This is a genomic window from Hypericibacter sp. (assembly GCF_050729195.1).
Lineage (GTDB): Bacteria > Pseudomonadota > Alphaproteobacteria > Dongiales > Dongiaceae > Hypericibacter.
On sequence record NZ_JBOHKS010000260.1, the window covers coordinates 1 to 13,622 of the forward strand.

Sequence of the window (13,622 nt, forward strand, 5' to 3'; positions counted from 1 at the left end):
CTGCCGGCCGGCCGCGACATCGATCCCCTCCTCGTCCACCGGCAGCGGCACCAGAGCCGCGCCCGCCTGCTTCAGCGCTTCGCGCGCCAGGAAATAACCGGGATCCTCGAACCAGACCGGATCGCCCGGCCGCAGCAGGGCGCGTGCGATCAGACCCAGCGCGCCCTGATAGCCGGCGGTGATGAAGATCTGGTCGCTCGAGCAGGCGAGGCCGCGGGCGATGGCGAGGTAATGGGCGATGGCGTCGCGCAAGGCCCGGTCGCCGGCGGCGTCCTGATAGGTCATCGCCGAGGCGGGAAGCCGCCGCGCGTTCCGGGCCGTGAGGCGCGACCAGAGCTTGCGCGGAAACTGATCCAACGCCGGAAGCCCCATTTGGAAGGGCTTCGGCAAGGCCGTATCGGCGGCCGTATCGCTGAAAGGCCGGACCGGCTCGGGCCGGCGGCCGCGCGGAATCGGGCGCTGCCGCGACAGGCTCGCCGTCACGATCGTCCCGGTCGCTCCTTGCGCCTCGATATAGCCCTCGCTCGTCAGCGTCGCATAAGCGAGCTCGACCGTGCCGCGCGAGGTGCCAAGCTGGCTCGCCAGGCTGCGGCTGGAAGCGAGGCGCGTGCCGGGGCCAAGGCTGCCATCGAGGATGGCGGCCCGTAGCCTCTCATAAAGCTGCCGATGCAAAGGGCTGCCGCCTCGCCGCTTCAGGCGGATATTATTTTGGATCAATGGTTTGGGTTTGAGCTTCATGGCCCATTCATTTTAGCGAGTTTTGGCACTGTAGGATAGGCCAACAACTTTCTACATCTTACGCCATCAACAGGCGCGATGGCCGCGCCGAGCCAACGAAGGATGGAGATCATGGACACCAGAGTGAGCATCCCGAAAGCCGCCCCCGCCGCTTACAAGGCGATGACGGCCCTCAGCAATACCGTCGAGCAGTGCGGCCTCGAGCACTCGCTGCTCGACTTGGTCAAGATGCGGGCGTCGCAGATCAATGGCTGTGCCTTTTGCCTCGCGATGCACAGTGCCGACGCGCGCAAGGCCGGTGAGTCCGAGGCGCGGCTCTATCTGCTGAACGGCTGGCGCGAGACGCCGGTCTATAGCGAGCGCGAACGCGCGGCGCTCGCCTGGACCGAGGCCCTGACCCTGATCACGGAAGGACATGCGCCCGACGCAATCTATGAAGAAGTGCGCCGTCAGTTCTCCGATGAGGAGCTGGCCAACCTCACCATGGCGATCGTGACCATCAATGGCTGGAACCGGATTGCCATCTCGTCGCGGATGATGCCGGTCGTCGCGAAGAATATCGGCTGAGCAGCTGCTCTCTTATCCCGGAGAACTCCCATGAACAGAGTCTCGAAATCGACCGGCCGCCGCATGGCAACCGCGTTTGCCCTCTGCGCCGGCCTGGCGCTTGCCGGTGCGGCCGACGTCTTTGCCGGCAGCGCTGGCGACAGGGTTACGCTGGTGTCGAGCGAAGCCCTGCCCGATCTGCCCGGTCAGCGTCTTTCCACCGTACTGGTAGAGTATGAGCCCGGAGGCAAATCCATCTCACACCATCATGCGGGATCGGTGATGGCCTATATCCTCGAAGGCTCGATCCGCTCACAGCTCAAAGGCGGCGAAGTCCGCGTCTATCACGCCGGCGAAGTCTTCTTCGAGCCGCCAGGTTCGGAACATCTGGTCAGCGAGAATGCGAGCCAGACCGAGCCCGCCAAGCTCCTCGCCATCTTCGTGGCGCCCGAAGGCGCCGAGCTGACGGTGTTCGACAAATAGGCCGGTCTACCGGAAGTTGACGACCTGACGGTCGTGCTGTTGCTGCGTGAACGGCGACTGTCTAGGCTGGGCCCCAGGCGAGGAGATCGCCTGGAGGCACTGCATGAAACCAAGATGGACGGTCACGCTCTGCCTGCTCGCGGGATTGCAGGGCTGCGCGGACTCCCCATCGGCGCCCTCGCCAACGCCGGCGCCAGCGCCGTCGGCGGCAGACTGGATCAAGGCGAGCGATGGCAGCTACACGCACAAACCCAGCGGGGCCATCTGCGCGATCAGCGTCCAGGGATTCGCCCTCAAGGGTCTGGATCTGTCCGCCACCGAAGGCAGTCTCGGCATTTGCAACTACACCGACGGCGCCGGCCGCGTCGCACAGATCCGCGTCCGCCATTATCTGCCGGGTGTGGGCGAGACCGCGCTCGCAATCGAGAATGACAAGAAGCTGATGGAAAGCAGCGGCGGCCAAAGGCTCGTCAGTGTCATCCGCGTCGGACCCGGCCCCGCGATCGACGGCCAGACATCGCAACGGGATGTCATCACGATCCAACGAAATAACCTGCTGATCGACTGCGCGGCCTGGGAGAAGATGACGCAATCCGCCGACAACAGCTCGATCATGGAATTCGCGATCGATTGCCAGAATATGCCCGGCGAATAGCCGGAGGCGCTGCTACTCCGCCGCTTTCTTCGCCTGTTCACCTTGCCAAGCGAGAATGCGAGCGAGACTGAACCCGCCAAGCTGCTCGCGATCTCCGTGGCGCCGGAAGGCGCCGAGCTGACGGTGTTCGACAAGTGAAGCCGACTCTACCGAGGGTTGATACTCCCCCAAGCGGCAATATTGCTGCGTGAACCTCGATTGTTTAGGCTGGCCCCCAGGTGGTGTTTCTCCTGGGGGCGACGATGAAAACACGGATCGCGGCCGCGTTCTTTCTCTGCGCCCTGCTCTCAGCTTGCACCGCCTCCCCACCGGCGGCATCGCGATCGGACTGGATCAAGGCCGCCGATGGCAACTACACCCATCGGCCCAGCGGTGCCGTCTGCGCGGTGGAGGTCGAGGGCTTCGCCCTGCAAGGCCTGCTGATGCCGGCGATCCAAGGCAGCCTTGGCACTTGCGAATATATCGACGGTGCTGGCCGCATCGGCGAGATTCGGGTCCGTCGCTACATCGCTGGCGTCGGGGAGACCCCGGGGACCATCCAGAATGACGATGCGCTGATGCGGGGCACGGTGTCCGATGCCCCCAACAAAGTGCTGCAAGGCACCGTTCGCGTCGGCATCGGGCCCGAAATCGACGGCGAACCGTCCGTGCGCTTCATGGTCACTGTCGTGCGGAACGGACTGCTGATCGATTGCGTGGTGTGGGAAAGGCAAACACTGTGGGCTAACAGCAGCCTGGTCAACGACTTCATCGTCAGCTGTCAGAATATGACCAGCAGCTGATCGACGCTCCTACTTCGCCACCTTCTTCGCCTCTTCCACCTTGCCGAGCCTGTCACCGCCACAGATCGTGAAAATGATGCACCGGGCCATGCCCGAGGCCGACCGTCAGCTGGTCCGCCGACCGCAGCGCATCGGTGACAAAGGCTTTGGCCTTCGCGACCGCTGCGGCCAGGTCGCTCGATTGCGGCAGGAGCGCCGCGATGGCGGAGGACAGCGTGCACCCAGTGCCATGGGTGGCGGCGGTTGCGATACGCGGCGCCGTCAAGATGTGCTCGGCCGTGCCGTCCCAGAGCAGGTCGTCGCTGTTGTCACCCGACAGATGGCCGCCCTTCAGCAGGACCGCCTGTGCGCCCAGCCGATGGAGCGCCCGCGCCGCGTCCCGCATTCCAGCAAGGTCCCGTGCCGGCGTTGCACCCAGAAGCAGCGCCGCCTCCGGCAGGTTGGGCGTCGTGACGCTCGCGAGCGGCAAGAGGCGTGAGCGGATCGTCGCGACGGCGTCGGTCGTCAACAACGGGTCGCCGCTGGTGGCGACCATCACGGGATCGAGCACGACATGGCGGGGCCGATAACGGCGCAGCCGGTCGGCAACGACCTCCGCAATCTCGACGGTCGCCAGCATGCCGACCTTGACGCTATCAACCCGGATATCCTCGAAGATCGCGTCGATCTGATCGGCCACGAAGGCGGCCGGCGGCCGATGAATGCCCCTCACGCCCCGGGTGTTCTGCGCCGTCAGGGCCGTCACGACCGCCATCCCATAGCCGCCCAGCGCCGAGAAGGTCTTGAGATCGGCCTGGATGCCGGCGCCGCCGCTGGGATCGGACCCGGCGATGCTGAGGAGATTGGGAATCACGACACCCGCGGCCGGGCGGCGATCGCGATACGACTCCGGAAGGCACGCGCCGCCAGGGCGGGCTCGACCGCGTAGCAGAGGGCGGAAGCGACGGCCAAGCCGGCGGCACCGGCGCGAATGATGTCGGCGGCATTGTCCGGCGTGATGCCGCCGATCGCCACCGCGGGCAGATCGGGAAACAGCCGGCGCACGCGATCGAAACCTTCGATGCCGATCGCAGGGCCTGCATCGCTCTTGGTCGAGGTGCGATGGATGGGCCCGATGCTCACATAGTCGAGGATGGCGCCATCGACGCCCACCGCCTCCGCCGGGCTGCCGATCGAGAGCCCGATCACGGCATCCTCGCCGAGAATACGCCGCGCGGCGGCCGGCGGCAGATCGTCCTGGCCGAGATGGACACCGTCCGCTTCGATCGCCAGCGCCGCCGCGACATCGTCATTCACGATGAGCGGGACCCGATGCGGCGCCAGGAGGGTCTTGATCCGCGTGCCCAGCTCGCAGAGCTCGCGCGTGGGAACGGCCTTGCCGCGCAATTGCACCAGCGTGACGCCGCCGGCCATGGCCGACGTGACCAGCCGATCGACCGGTCCCGGCCCGACCAGCGCCAGATCGAGGATGAGATAGAGGCTGGGATCGAAGGGACGTTTCATGGGGACATCGCCTTCAAGAAGGCCCGGACGACGGCGCCGGCATCGGCCGCGCGCATGACGGCGCCCATCGCGGCAATGCCTGCAGCACCCGCTTCCAGACAGGCCGAAGCTCGCTCGGGGTTGATGCCGCCCAGAGCGATCACCGGAAGGGGCACGGCCTCGGCGATCGCCCGCAACCCGTCGAGCCCGAGGGGCGGGCGGTGCATCGGCTTGCTCTCGGTCGCAAAGATCGGCGCCAGCAGCAGATAATCGACGCCGGCCACGACCGCGGCCTCCGCCTCCTTCGCATCATGCACGGAAGCTCCCATCAGGAGGCCGGGCTCCCGCTCGCCGCGATCGAGTTGGTCCGCCGGCAGATGCAGGCCCGCGGCCCCGATCGACAGCGCGGTCGTCCGATCCGAATTGACGCCGAGATGTGCCGAGTGGCGATCGGTCAGGGCCTTGAGCTGCCGCGCGAGCTCGAGCTTCGCCGGTTGTTTCATATCCTTCTCGCGCATCAGGATCCATCGGGCACCGCCATGCAGGGCGTCCTCGACGGTCGCCAGCAGATCCGCCGTCATATGCCGGTTCGTGATCACCATCAGCGGCGGCGAGGGAAGTGTCGCCTTCATGTGCCGATCAGGCCGGTTTGAGGGCTCGAAGGCTCCGCGTGATGGCGCTGCGGGATCCGGCCGGCAAGCCAGGCGCCTCGACCGGCTTCGACCGCCTGGCGCATCGCCGCCGCCATCATGACGGGCCGGCGGGCCTTGGCGATGGCGGAATCGACCAGCACCGCATCGCAGCCCAGCTCGAGCGCGATCGCGGCATCCGACGCGGTCCCGATCCCGGCATCGACGATCATCGGAATCTGCGTCTGCGCGCGAATGAGCTCGAGATTGTAGGGGTTGATCAATCCCATGCCCGAGCCGATCGGGGCGGCCAAGGGCATGATGGCGGCACAGCCAAGATCCGCCAGCTTCCGGCAGGTGATGGGATCGTCGCTGCAATAGGGCAGCACGATGAAGCCGTCCCGCACCAGCTCGCCCGCCGCCGCGAGCAGCTCTTCGACATCGGGATAGAGCGTATGGCGGTCGCCGATCACCTCGAGCTTGATCCAGTGGGTCTCCAGCGCGTCGCGCGCGAGCTGCGCCGTCAGCACGGCATCGCGCGCGGTGTAGCAGCCGGCGGTATTGGGCAGCAGCCGGCATCTGCCATCGAGCAGCGAGACCGTATCTTCGCGCTGGCCCGCGAGATTGATGCGCCGGATCGCCACCGTCACGATCTCGGCGCCGCTGGCGGCGAGCGCGTCGAGCATCGCCTGCTGGTTGGGGAATCCGGCCGAGCCCATCAGCAGCCGGGACGAGAAGCGCTCGCCGCCCAGGAGAAACGGATCTTCCATGGCTCAACCGCCCTTCATCGGTTGCACGATCTCGATCTGGTCGCCCGCGGCGAGGCGCTGGCCCGGCCAGCCCTCGCGCGGCACGACCACGCCGTTGACGGCAACGGCGACGAAGCGCCGGGCCGGATCGACGCCCTGTGTCTTCAAGAACTCGATCAGGCTGTCCGTATCGGCGGAATGCGCCCTGCCGTTCAGGATCACGGCGATACCGGTCATGCGAAGACTCCGGCGCGATGGGGCGACGCCGCGTCGAACCGCGCCGCCGTGAAGGGCCGCAGCCGCGAGGGCAATTCGCCGCGCAGCACATAGTCCGCGATTCCCGCAGCGGTGATGGGCGTCAGCAGAATGCCGTGACGATAATGGCCGGCGGCGTGAACCAAGCCTGGCAACGAGCAAGGCCCCAGGATCGGGGCATCGTCCCGGCTGGCGGGCCTGAATCCGCACCAGACTTCGTCGACCGGCAGTTCGTCGATGGCGGGCAGCAGCTCACGCGCCCGATCCAGGAGCTGGAACAGGCCGCCAGCGGTGATGCGGTCGTCGAAACCCTGCTCTTCGACCGTGGCGCCGACGATGAGCCGCCCGTCGCGCCGCGGCACCATGTACCAGCCTTCGCGCCATAGGATGTTGCCCGTCAGGGGCGTTTCCGCGCGCAAGGAAAGCATCTGGCCCTTGACCGGCCGGATGGCGGGCCGATGTCGCGCCGGAACGGCCTCGATGCTCCCCGACCAGGCCCCGCTCGCCAGGATGACGAGTTCTGCCGCGTATCGCCGCTCGCCGATGACGACACCGGCCACCTTGCCGGCGGCCAGGTCCAGCGCCGTTACCTCGCTCTGTTCCATCAGCATGCCGCCGGCGCCGACGAAGGCCGCGCGCAAGGCCGTTCCGAGCTTGCGATTATCGACCTGATGATCGCTGGGGCAGAGCAGCGCCGCCTTCAAATTCGACGATAGATGCGCCGATCGCGTGCGTGCCTCCGCGACGCTGATCCGCTGTGCTTCCAGCCCCAGGCGGGCCAGAAAGTCGCGAAGGAAATCGAGCCGCTCGGCCTCGTCGCGGTTCAAGGCCAGATGAAGCCCGCCGCAAGGCCAATAGTCGATGGCAAGACCCGTCGCTGTCGTCACCTCGTCGGCGAAGGAAGGCCACAAGGCGTGGCCCGCCAAGGCCAGATCGATCAGCGCCTCTTCCTCGGGTTCCGCTTCGCTGACCGGCGCCAGCATGCCGGCTGCGGCCCAGCTGGCGCCTCTGCCGGCGTGCTGGCGCTCGAAGACCGCCACGTCCTGTCCCGCGTCGGCCAGGCGCCAGCCGATGGCGAGGCCGATGACGCCGCCACCGATGATCGCGATCATCGCGGTCGCTCCCGGGTCGCGACGGTATAGATCTCGCCGCCGCCGGCGCGGAACCTCTGCGCCATCTCGGTCATGCCGATCTCGACCGCGCCCGCCTCTTGCGCGCGCAGCTCGTGGCTCAGCTTCATCGAGCAGAATTTCGGCCCGCACATCGAGCAGAAATGGGCGAGCTTGGCACCCTCCGCCGGCAGGGTTTCGTCGTGATAGGCCTGGGCGGTCTCCGGATCGAGCGCCAGCTTGAACTGGTCGGCCCAGCGGAACTCGAAGCGCGCGCGCGACAAGGCATCGTCCCATTGCCGTGCGCCCGGGTGGCCTTTCGCGAGATCGGCCGCATGGGCGGCGATCTTGTAGGCGATCACACCCTGCTTCACGTCGTCGCGATCCGGCAATCCCAGATGTTCCTTGGGCGTGACGTAGCAGAGCATGGCGCAGCCGAACCAGCCGATCATCGCCGCACCGATGGCGCTGGTGATATGGTCATAGCCCGGTGCGATATCGGTGGTGAGCGGCCCCAGGGTATAGAAGGGCGCCTCGTTGCAGATCTGGCTCTCCAGATCCATGTTCTCCTTGATCTTGTGCATCGGGATGTGACCGGGCCCCTCGATCATCACCTGGGTGTCGAGCTCGAAGGCGATCTTGCGCAGCTTGCCCAGGGTGCGCAGCTCGGCGAACTGAGCCGCATCGTTGGCATCCGCGATCGAGCCCGGCCGTAAGCCGTCGCCCAGCGAGAGCGAGATGTCGTAGCTGCGGCAGATCTCGCAGATCTCGGCGAATCGTTCGTAGAGAAAGTTCTCGCGATGATGGGCCAGGCACCACTTCGCCAGGATGGCGCCGCCACGCGAGACGATTCCGGTCACGCGCTGGATGGTGAGCGGGATATGAGCCAGGCGCACGCCCGCATGGACCGTGAAATAATCGACGCCCTGCTCCGCCTGCTCGATCAGAGTGTCGCGATAGATCTCCCAGGTGAGATCCTCGGCCCGGCCGCCGACCTTCTCCAGCGCCTGGTAGATCGGGACGGTGCCCAGCGGCACCGGGCAGTTGCGGATGATCCAGTCGCGGATGTTGTGGATGTCGCGCCCGGTCGAGAGATCCATGATCGTGTCGGCGCCCCAGCGTGTCGCCCATACCATCTTCTCGACCTCCTCGACCGCCGAGGAGGCGACCGCGGAATTACCGATATTGGCATTCACCTTGACCAGGAAATTGCGGCCGATCGCCATCGGCTCGCTTTCCGGATGATTGACATTGGCCGGCAGGATCGCCCGGCCCCGTGCGATCTCGTCGCGCACATATTCCGGCGTGATGAGGGCTCGGGCCCCGGTCTCGCCGCCGCTTTCACGCTGTGCGACATAGGCCATTTCCGGCGTGACGATGCCGCGCTTGGCGTAGGCGAGCTGAGTGACGGCCCGGCCCGGCAACGCCCGGCGCGGGTGATGCGGTGCGGGACAGGGCGCCACCGCCGCCTGCCCGTCGGCACGCCCGTTATCGAGCGGATGGATCGGCCGCCCCTCATAGGCCTGCGTGTCCTCCCGCGCGGCGATCCAGGCGCGGCGACGGCGCGACAATCCTCGCGCCAGATCGATGCGGGCCGCCGGATCCGTGTAGGGACCCGAAGTGTCGTAGAGCGGCAAGGCCTGCTGTTGCGTGTCATGCGGCAGGTCGACAACACGCATCGCCACATCGAGGGCGCCGAGCTGGACCTTGCGCGATCCGGGAATCGGGCCCGTGGTGAGCGAGCGCGTATCAGTGGGAGCTTTGGCTTCAGGTAAACGCATCTGGATCTCCGCCGATCGAGGTTTCGGAGATCCGGGAGTGACCAAAAGCGAGAGGGGAATTTGAGCGGATGGTTTCCGCGCGTCGACTTCCTTCCCTACGCCGGTATGACCCGGATCAGGTTCGAAGGGTCCCAGCGGTGCCGGCTTTTCGCCGGCCTGCTGGTCTCAGCCCCTTACCGGGGCACCCCTAGGAAACTGCGACAGTACTAACGCCGTCGCTGTAAGGCGGTCAATCCTGTTTGTCTGTTATCTCAGAATTGCCCGATCCGCTGCGCTGATGAACGCATCGGGACGAAGCGACTTGGATCCTCGAATCGGAAGATGACGGCGAACGGCGGAGAATCGCAGCGAGAAGGTCGCACCGCGATGCACCGTTTGCTCAAAAGAAAAAGTAAATTGCCGTTCCGCAAGAGAAAATCGGGGATCGATGCCGATTCCGAGCGAATCAGCGGGCTTTGGAGACGCGACGCCGGTGATTCTTCATCACTCTGCCGCCTTCTTCGCCTCTTCCACCCTGCCGAAGCCGCCGCCACCGGGTGTCTCGATGACGAACACGTCGCCCGGATTCATCTCGGTCTTGTCGGTCGAGCCGAGATCGGTACGACTGCCATCGGCGCGCAGCACATAGTTCTTCCCCACCGCCGCGGGCTCGCCGCCCGCCACGCCGTAGGGCGGCACCTTGCGATGACCGGAGAGGATCGCGGCCGTCATGGCCTCGCGGAAGCGGATCTTGCGGATGACACCGTCGCCACCGTGATGCTTGCCCTTCCCACCCGAGCCGCGGCGGATGGCGAAGCTGTCGACCATCACCGGGAAGCGCCATTCCAGCACCTCGGGATCGGTCAGGCGCGAGTTGGTCATGTGGGTATGGACCGCGTCGGTGCCGTCGAAATCGGGCCCGGCGCCGGAGCCGCCGCAGATGGTCTCGTAATATTGATAGCGCGCATTGCCGAAGGTGAAATTGTTCATCGTGCCCTGCGAGGCCGCCAGCACGCCCAGCGCCCCATAAAGCGTGTCCGTGATGTATTGCGAGGTCTCGACATTGCCCGCCACCACCGCCGCCGGATAGCGCGGATTGAGCATCGAGCCTTCGGGGATGACGATCTCGAGCGGCTTGAGGCAGCCCTCGTTCATCGGGATGGTATCGTCCACCAGCGTGCGGAAGACATAGAGCACCGCCGCGCGGCAGACGGCCGAGGGCGCGTTGAAATTGCTTTTGGCCTGCGGGCTCGAGCCGGTGAAATCGATCCGCGCCGAGCGGGAGGGCTTGTCGATGGTGATCGCAACCGTGATCTGGCTGCCATCGTCGAGCGCATAGGTGAAGCGGCCGTCCTTCAGCACCGAGATGACCCGGCGCACCTGCTCCTCGGCATTGTCCTGGACATGGCCCATATAGGCCCAGACCACGTCGAGGCCGTAGAGCGCGACCATGCGGCGCAGCTCCTGCACGCCCTTCTCGTTGGCGGCGATCTGGGCGCGCAGGTCGGCAATGTTCTGGTCGGGGTTGCGCGCCGGGTACTTGCCCGAGGAAAGCAGCGCCCGCATCTCCGCCTCGAGGAAACGGCCCCGATCCACCAGCTGGAAATCGTCGATGAGGACGCCCTCCTCCTCGACCGTCTTGCTGTCCGGCGGCATCGAGCCCGGCGTGATCCCGCCGATATCCGCATGATGCCCGCGGCTGGCGACGTAAAAAATGACCCGTTCTCCGGCTTCGTCGAACACCGGCGTCACCACCGTCACGTCGGGCAGATGGGTGCCGCCGTTATAGGGCGCGTTCAGCACGAACACGTCGCCCGCTTCCATGCTGGCGCTGCGACTGCGGATGATGGTGCGAATGCTCTCGCCCATCGAGCCCAGATGCACCGGCATATGCGGCGCATTGGCGATGAGCTGCCCCTCGCGGTCGAAGATCGCGCAGGAGAAATCGAGGCGCTCCTTGATGTTGACCGAATAGCTGGTCTTCTCCAGCGTCGAGCCCATCTGCTCGGCGATCGACATGAAGAGATTGTTGAAGACCTCGAGCATGACCGGATCGACTTTCGTGCCGACGGCCGACGCCCGCTGCAACGCCACGATGCGCGTCAGCACCAGATGGCCATGCGAGGTCATCTCGGCCTGCCAGCCGGGCTCGATCACGTTGGTCCCGATCGGCTCGATGATGATGGCGGGGCCTGTGATCTTGTCGCCGGCCTGGAGGTCGGCGCGGCCATAGACCGCCGTGTCATGCGTCACGCCGGCAGCACGCATGGCGACCCGCGCTTTTGCGCTCGGCGCGGGCTTGAGGGCGCGGGGCTCGATCACGGGATCGGCCACACTCTCGGTCTTGCCGATCACCTCGACCGAGACGGCCTCCAGGATATGGGCCTTGTCGGCGACGATGAAACCGTAGCGCTGGCGATGCGCCGCCTCGAAGCGCGCGACGATCTCGGCAAGGTTGCCGTGCTCCACGACCAGGGCCGCATCGGTGCCTTCGTAGCGCAGATGGACGCGCCGGATCGCCGAAAGCGCGGCTTCGGGCAGCTCCTGCTCGCGCATCTCCCCGCGCGCCTGGGCCTCCAGGCTGTCGAGCTGCGTCCGCGCGTCCTGCAACGCCTGCTCGCCGAGCCGGGTCTCGATCGCCCGTTCCCGCATCACGCGGACATCGGCCAGGCCCATGCCATAGGCCGAGAGCACACCCGCCATGGGATGGAGGAAGATTCTCGTCATGCCGAGCGCGTCCGCGACCAGGCAGGCATGCTGGCCGCCGGCGCCGCCGAAACAGCAGAGCGTGTAGCGCGTCACGTCATAGCCGCGCTGGATCGAGATCTCCTTGATGGCGTTCGCCATGTTCTCGACCGCGATGGTGAGGAAACCTTCGGCCACGGCCTCGGCCGTGCGGTGGGTTCCGGTGGCGGCTTCGATCCGCGCCACCATCTCGCCGAACCGGGTCTTGACGATCCCCGCATCGAGCGGCTGGTCGCCGCCGGGCCCGAAGATATGCGGGAAGAACTCGGGCTGCAGCTTGCCCAGCATGACATTGCAGTCGGTGACGGTGAGCGGCCCGCCGCGGCGATAGCAGGCGGGTCCGGGATTGGCGCCCGCGGATTCCGGACCCACGCGGAAACGGGCACCGTCGAAGAACAGGATCGAGCCGCCGCCCGCCGCCACGGTATGGATCTGCATCATGGGCGCGCGCATGCGCACGCCCGCGACCTGGGTCTCGAAGGCGCGCTCATATTCGCCGGCATAATGCGAGACGTCGGTCGAAGTGCCGCCCATATCGAAGCCGATGATGCGATCGAACCCCGCCTGCAGCGAGGTTTCGACCGCGCCGACGATGCCGCCCGCGGGCCCCGACAGGATGCAATCCTTGCCCTGGAACAGCCGCGCGTCGGTCAGGCCGCCATTGGATTGCATGAACATGAGCCTGGCGCCGCCCAGCTCCGAGGCGACCTGGTCGACATAGCGCCGCAGCAAGGGCGACAGATAGGCGTCCACCACCGTGGTATCGCCGCGCCCGACCAGCTTCATCAGGGGGCTGACGCGGTGGCTGACCGAGACTTGCGTGAAGCCCACCTCGCGCGCGAGATCGGCCAGCTGGCGCTCATGGTCGGTGTGGCGATAGCCATGCATCAGCAGGATCGCCACCGCATGAATGCCGTCCTCGAGCGCGGCCTGGAGTCCCAGGCGCGCCGCCGCCGGATCGAGCGGCGTCAGCACCTCGCCTTCGGCCGTCACGCGTTCCTCGACCTCGATCACCCGCTCATAGAGCAGCTCGGGCAGCATGATGCGCCGCGCGAAGATGTCGGGACGGTTCTGATAGCCGATCCGCAGCGCATCGGCGAAGCCCTTGCTCACCACCAGCAGCGTGCGGTCGCCCTTGCGCTCCAGGAGCGCGTTGGTGCCGACGGTCGTGCCCATCTTGACCGCGGCGATGGCGTCGGCCGGTATCGGCTGGCCCGCGTCCAGCTTCAGCAGCTCGCGGATGCCCTGGATCGCCGCGTCGCGGTAGCGCTCCGGGTTTTCCGACAGGAGCTTGTGGGTGAGGAGCCCGCCATCCGGCTGGCGCGCGACGATATCGGTGAAGGTGCCACCGCGATCGATCCAGAACTGCCAGCCGTGAGCCATCGGAACGCCGCGCTTTTCAAGAACGAGGGAGGATGTCGCCTGGCCGACAGTGCATCAATGTCTGACAACGTAATCAAGCGGCAATTTACTCAAGCTCTCGGCACTTCTTTCGGAGATGATAATCGTGTGACCGAGGGACATGGCGAGATTGGCTTCCTTGTCGGCCAGAATCGCGTGAAGGAACAACACCATCCCAGCCTGGATCGGCATCGGGTTGCCGGCATAGAGCATGGGCGGGACGTCCATCCAGGTCGGGCGGAAAGTCGCGCCGAGGGAATAGCCGCAGGCGGACATGCGCGACGAACC

Annotated in this window: 13 protein-coding genes, 1 pseudogene and 1 riboswitch; of the genes and pseudogenes, 4 read left to right on the forward strand and 10 right to left on the reverse strand. The window is 66.3% G+C overall.

From position 1 onward, the window contains the following. Positions 1-738 (reverse strand): PLP-dependent aminotransferase family protein (locus ACREE8_RS20710; protein ID WP_431574912.1); only part of this gene is annotated, 738 nt, incomplete at its 3' end. Between the two features lie 111 nt (positions 739-849). Between ACREE8_RS20710 and ACREE8_RS20715 the strand changes: the two genes are divergently transcribed. The 4 genes from ACREE8_RS20715 (at position 850) to ACREE8_RS20730 (ending at position 3,204) form a co-directional block, all read left to right on the forward strand. Beyond that, complete coding sequence (locus tag ACREE8_RS20715; RefSeq protein ID WP_431574913.1) at positions 850-1,305, forward strand: carboxymuconolactone decarboxylase family protein; 456 nt, start codon at positions 850-852, stop codon at positions 1,303-1,305. A 30-nt stretch (positions 1,306-1,335) separates the two neighbouring features. Next, on the forward strand, positions 1,336-1,767 hold the full coding sequence (locus ACREE8_RS20720) for a cupin domain-containing protein (RefSeq protein ID WP_431574914.1): 432 nt from the start codon (positions 1,336-1,338) through the stop codon (positions 1,765-1,767). A gap of 103 nt (positions 1,768-1,870) precedes the next feature. Then, positions 1,871-2,422: a hypothetical protein gene (locus ACREE8_RS20725; protein WP_431574915.1), complete on the forward strand. Its 552-nt coding sequence runs from the start codon at positions 1,871-1,873 to the stop codon at positions 2,420-2,422. A gap of 242 nt (positions 2,423-2,664) precedes the next feature. Then, positions 2,665-3,204 carry a hypothetical protein gene (locus tag ACREE8_RS20730; protein ID WP_431574916.1) on the forward strand — a complete coding sequence of 180 codons (540 nt, stop codon included), beginning with the start codon at positions 2,665-2,667 and terminating at the stop codon, positions 3,202-3,204. Between the two features lie 52 nt (positions 3,205-3,256). Here the strand turns inward: ACREE8_RS20730 and thiD are convergent, their stop codons facing one another. The 9 genes and pseudogenes from thiD to ACREE8_RS20775 form a co-directional block, all read right to left on the reverse strand. Next, a complete protein-coding gene (gene thiD, locus ACREE8_RS20735) occupies positions 3,257-4,057 on the reverse strand; it encodes a bifunctional hydroxymethylpyrimidine kinase/phosphomethylpyrimidine kinase (RefSeq protein WP_431574917.1) in 801 nt (266 codons plus the stop codon). Further along, the gene (thiE, locus tag ACREE8_RS20740; protein ID WP_431574918.1) at positions 4,054-4,707 is read right to left on the reverse strand and encodes a thiamine phosphate synthase; all 654 of its coding nucleotides are present in this window, start codon (positions 4,705-4,707) and stop codon (positions 4,054-4,056) included. Before thiE ends, thiD begins: the two co-directional genes overlap by 4 nt. After that, complete coding sequence (locus ACREE8_RS20745; RefSeq protein WP_431574919.1) at positions 4,704-5,318, reverse strand: thiamine phosphate synthase; 615 nt, start codon at positions 5,316-5,318, stop codon at positions 4,704-4,706. Before ACREE8_RS20745 ends, thiE begins: the two co-directional genes overlap by 4 nt. Beyond that, entirely contained in the window at positions 5,315-6,085 is a 771-nt protein-coding gene (locus ACREE8_RS20750) for a thiazole synthase (RefSeq protein WP_431574920.1), read from the reverse strand. Before ACREE8_RS20750 ends, ACREE8_RS20745 begins: the two co-directional genes overlap by 4 nt. A 3-nt stretch (positions 6,086-6,088) precedes the next feature. After that, entirely contained in the window at positions 6,089-6,301 is a 213-nt protein-coding gene (gene thiS / locus ACREE8_RS20755) for a sulfur carrier protein ThiS (protein ID WP_431574921.1), read from the reverse strand. Continuing rightward, complete coding sequence (gene thiO, locus ACREE8_RS20760) at positions 6,298-7,431, reverse strand: glycine oxidase ThiO (RefSeq protein WP_431574922.1); 1,134 nt, start codon at positions 7,429-7,431, stop codon at positions 6,298-6,300. The genes thiS and thiO overlap by 4 nt, the downstream gene beginning before the upstream one ends. Beyond that, the gene (gene thiC, locus ACREE8_RS20765; protein WP_431574923.1) at positions 7,428-9,209 is read right to left on the reverse strand and encodes a phosphomethylpyrimidine synthase ThiC; all 1,782 of its coding nucleotides are present in this window, start codon (positions 9,207-9,209) and stop codon (positions 7,428-7,430) included. Before thiC ends, thiO begins: the two co-directional genes overlap by 4 nt. Before the next feature lie 75 nt (positions 9,210-9,284). Continuing rightward, positions 9,285-9,408, reverse strand: a riboswitch (TPP riboswitch). Between the two features lie 284 nt (positions 9,409-9,692). Continuing rightward, positions 9,693-13,316 carry a hydantoinase B/oxoprolinase family protein gene (locus ACREE8_RS20770; RefSeq protein ID WP_431574924.1) on the reverse strand — a complete coding sequence of 1,208 codons (3,624 nt, stop codon included), beginning with the start codon at positions 13,314-13,316 and terminating at the stop codon, positions 9,693-9,695. Positions 13,317-13,370: 54 nt separating this feature from the next. Further along, positions 13,371-13,622 (reverse strand): annotated as a pseudogene (locus tag ACREE8_RS20775) (M24 family metallopeptidase); the annotation flags it as partial.

Excerpts from the sequence above, each read along its gene's own strand:
- thiS (WP_431574921.1), bottom strand. The coding sequence starts at position 6,301 with ATGACCGGTATCGCCGTGATCCTGAACGGCAGGGCGCATTCCGCCGAT.
- ACREE8_RS20715 (WP_431574913.1), top strand. The coding sequence starts at position 850 with ATGGACACCAGAGTGAGCATCCCGAAAGCCGCCCCCGCCGCTTACAAG.
- ACREE8_RS20725 (WP_431574915.1), top strand. The coding sequence starts at position 1,871 with ATGAAACCAAGATGGACGGTCACGCTCTGCCTGCTCGCGGGATTGCAG.
- thiC (WP_431574923.1), bottom strand. The coding sequence starts at position 9,209 with ATGCGTTTACCTGAAGCCAAAGCTCCCACTGATACGCGCTCGCTCACC.
- thiO (WP_431574922.1), bottom strand. The coding sequence starts at position 7,431 with ATGATCGCGATCATCGGTGGCGGCGTCATCGGCCTCGCCATCGGCTGG.
- ACREE8_RS20745 (WP_431574919.1), bottom strand. The coding sequence starts at position 5,318 with ATGAAGGCGACACTTCCCTCGCCGCCGCTGATGGTGATCACGAACCGG.
- ACREE8_RS20750 (WP_431574920.1), bottom strand. The coding sequence starts at position 6,085 with ATGGAAGATCCGTTTCTCCTGGGCGGCGAGCGCTTCTCGTCCCGGCTG.
- ACREE8_RS20720 (WP_431574914.1), top strand. The coding sequence starts at position 1,336 with ATGAACAGAGTCTCGAAATCGACCGGCCGCCGCATGGCAACCGCGTTT.
- ACREE8_RS20770 (WP_431574924.1), bottom strand. The coding sequence starts at position 13,316 with ATGGCTCACGGCTGGCAGTTCTGGATCGATCGCGGTGGCACCTTCACC.
- ACREE8_RS20730 (WP_431574916.1), top strand. The coding sequence starts at position 2,665 with ATGAAAACACGGATCGCGGCCGCGTTCTTTCTCTGCGCCCTGCTCTCA.
- thiE (WP_431574918.1), bottom strand. The coding sequence starts at position 4,707 with ATGAAACGTCCCTTCGATCCCAGCCTCTATCTCATCCTCGATCTGGCG.